The organism is Aldersonia kunmingensis (assembly GCF_001646865.1).
Classification (GTDB): domain Bacteria; phylum Actinomycetota; class Actinomycetes; order Mycobacteriales; family Mycobacteriaceae; genus Aldersonia; species Aldersonia kunmingensis.
In genome coordinates this window covers 1-2,322 of sequence record NZ_LRRB01000262.1, presented here as the reverse complement: position 1 = coordinate 2,322, position 2,322 = coordinate 1, and the positions used below count along the sequence as shown (strand labels likewise).

Sequence of the window (2,322 nt, the reverse complement as noted above, 5' to 3'; positions counted from 1 at the left end):
TCCCAGGCGGTGGGCACGATGATGAAGCGCTTGATCTGCTCGACCTGAGACAACTTGGCGTTGCCCTCCTTCACCGCCTGCTTTACCTCTCCTCGAATCTCGGGATGCGCCACCAGGGTTGCCATGTCGGCCTCGGGAACGCCGAGTGCCTTGGCGCGAACGGCGGCCGCATCCGGGTCGAGCACGACGAGTGCCGCGATGTAGGGCTGCGCGTCGCCGATCGCGGCGACCTGGCCGATCAGCGAGGATGCACCCTTCATTGAGTTCTCAATGTTGGTCGGGGACATGTTCTTGCCGGCCGCGTTGATGATCAGTTCCTTCTTGCGGTCGACGATCGTGACGAAGCCCTTGTCGTCGATCTTGGCGATGTCGCCGGTCGCGAGCCAGCCGTCGGCATCGATGGTCTCGGCCGTCTTTTCAGGCAGTTTGCGGTACCCGGGCATGATCATCGGCCCACGTACGAGGAGTTCGCCGTCGTCGGCAAGCTTCAGTTCGACACCCTCGACCGCGCGGCCCACTGTGCCGAATGCGAGGTCGCCCGGCCGCGTGCTGGTCGTCGCTCCGCACGTCTCGGACAGGCCCCATACCTCGTTGATCTCGATACCGAGACCGAGGAAGAACTCGAGGACTGCGGCTGGAGTGGCGGCCGCGCCGCACGACGCGACCTTGATCTGGTCGAAGCCAAGTGCGTGGCGGACCTTGGACAGCACCAGCCGGTCGGCGAGGTCGTATTGCAGCTTCAGCGGTGCCGGGACGCTCTGCCCGTTCACCCGCCGGTGCGCGACCTGCTGCGCAACCCCGACCGCCCAGCCCGCCAGGCGCTTCTTGACTGGGCTCTCCTCGGCGGCGAGCTTGGCCTCGATCCCGGCCTTGATCTTCTGCCACACCCGCGGCACTCCGAAGAATACGGTCGGGCGCGTGTCGGGCAGCGCGGCGGCGATCTCTCGCGGGTCTTTGACCGAAGTGATCTGGATGCCGCAGAGCATGTTGAGACCGTGCGCGGATGCGCGGTCGGCAATGTGCGCCGCAGGGAGGTACGAGGTGATGCGGTCATCGAAGTCGGCGTCGAAGATCGGGTGCAGCGCGAGGCCCTCGGCGATGAGGTTGCGATGCGTGATCTCCACGCCCTTCGGCGGTCCGGTCGTACCCGAGGTGTAGATGAGTGTCACGAGGTCCGATGGCTGCACGGCCTGCCAGCTCGCGGCGAAGTCGAAGTCCGGCTTCGGTTGGTTCTCGACTTCGGCCAGTGTGATCGCGCCGGTGGCAGGACCATCAACGCACACGATCGTCTCGACCTGGGTGTCGGCAGCCTTGATCGCCTCGAGGAAGGCGAGTTCGGTGATCACGATGCGGTTCTCGGCGTTGCCGAACAGGTAGGTGATCTGCTCGGGCGAGCTGGTGTTGTAGATCGAGAACGGTGTCGCCCCGAGATGCACGGCGGCCGTGTCGACGAGGTGGAACTCCGGTCGGTTTGTCAGCATGATGCCGACCCGGTCACCCGGCGCGACGCCCAGCGCCGCGAGCCCGGATGCGATCTTCTCGACGCGCTCGGCATACTCGCGCCACGTCACCGTCTGCACGTCGCCCGGCGTGCGCAGGGCAACCTTTTCGGGATGCATTGACGCGGTCGCTTGGAAGGCTTCGGGCATCGTCCGGACCGGTTTTCCGGTGGCGTGCGGGTAGGCGACGTCGGCTGGCTGGTTCATCACGGCTCCCAAGAAGGCGGAAGGGCGGCATCACACGGTGGCTGTCCGAAATGTGAGTTTCGTTACACCGGGTGGCGCCCAACATAGCACCAGTGATGGTTGCTGGGGGGAAACCGAGAAATGCCGTGGTCAGCGAGCCGTGGCGAGGTTTGCCGCAACCCGGACGCGGCGTCTGGCGGTGCTGAAATCGTCGCTTTCACAGGTTCTCTCTGGCGACCATTTCGGTGGTGACGACGACGGCAATGCTGCTGACGGCGAGCAGCGAGATCAGGACGAACAGCTGCATCGCCGCGGCCGCGGTGGTCGATGCGCCGCCGAGGATCATGCCGACGAATGCGCCCGGAATGGTGACCAGGCCGACCGATCGCGTTTGGTCGAGGCCGGGCACGAGCGCGGTCGCTGCCGCGGTGCGGCTGATCTCCATCCTCGCGTCGCGCGGAAGGTAGCCGAGTGCGAGGGCGGCTTCCACTTCGCCTCTGCGGGTTCGTAGTTCGTCGTTGGCTCGCCGACCGGCCAGCGAGGTGGTGTTCATCGCGCCGCCGAACATGATTCCGGCGGTGGGGATGATGGCAAGCCCTGTCGCCGGAAGCACTCCGATGAGCACAAGAACCGTCAC

At 65.7% G+C, this 2,322-nt stretch carries 2 protein-coding genes; both read right to left on the bottom strand.

Features of this window, described 5'->3' with window-relative positions; genetic code table 11:
* The coding region (locus A8G08_RS20760) for an AMP-dependent synthetase/ligase (RefSeq protein ID WP_068278392.1) at positions 1 to 1,706 on the bottom strand (1,706 nt) is incomplete at its 3' end.
* A 196-nt stretch (positions 1,707 to 1,902) separates the two neighbouring features.
* A partial coding sequence (locus tag A8G08_RS20755; RefSeq protein ID WP_187344503.1) for an ABC transporter permease occupies positions 1,903 to 2,322 on the bottom strand: 420 nt, incomplete at its 5' end.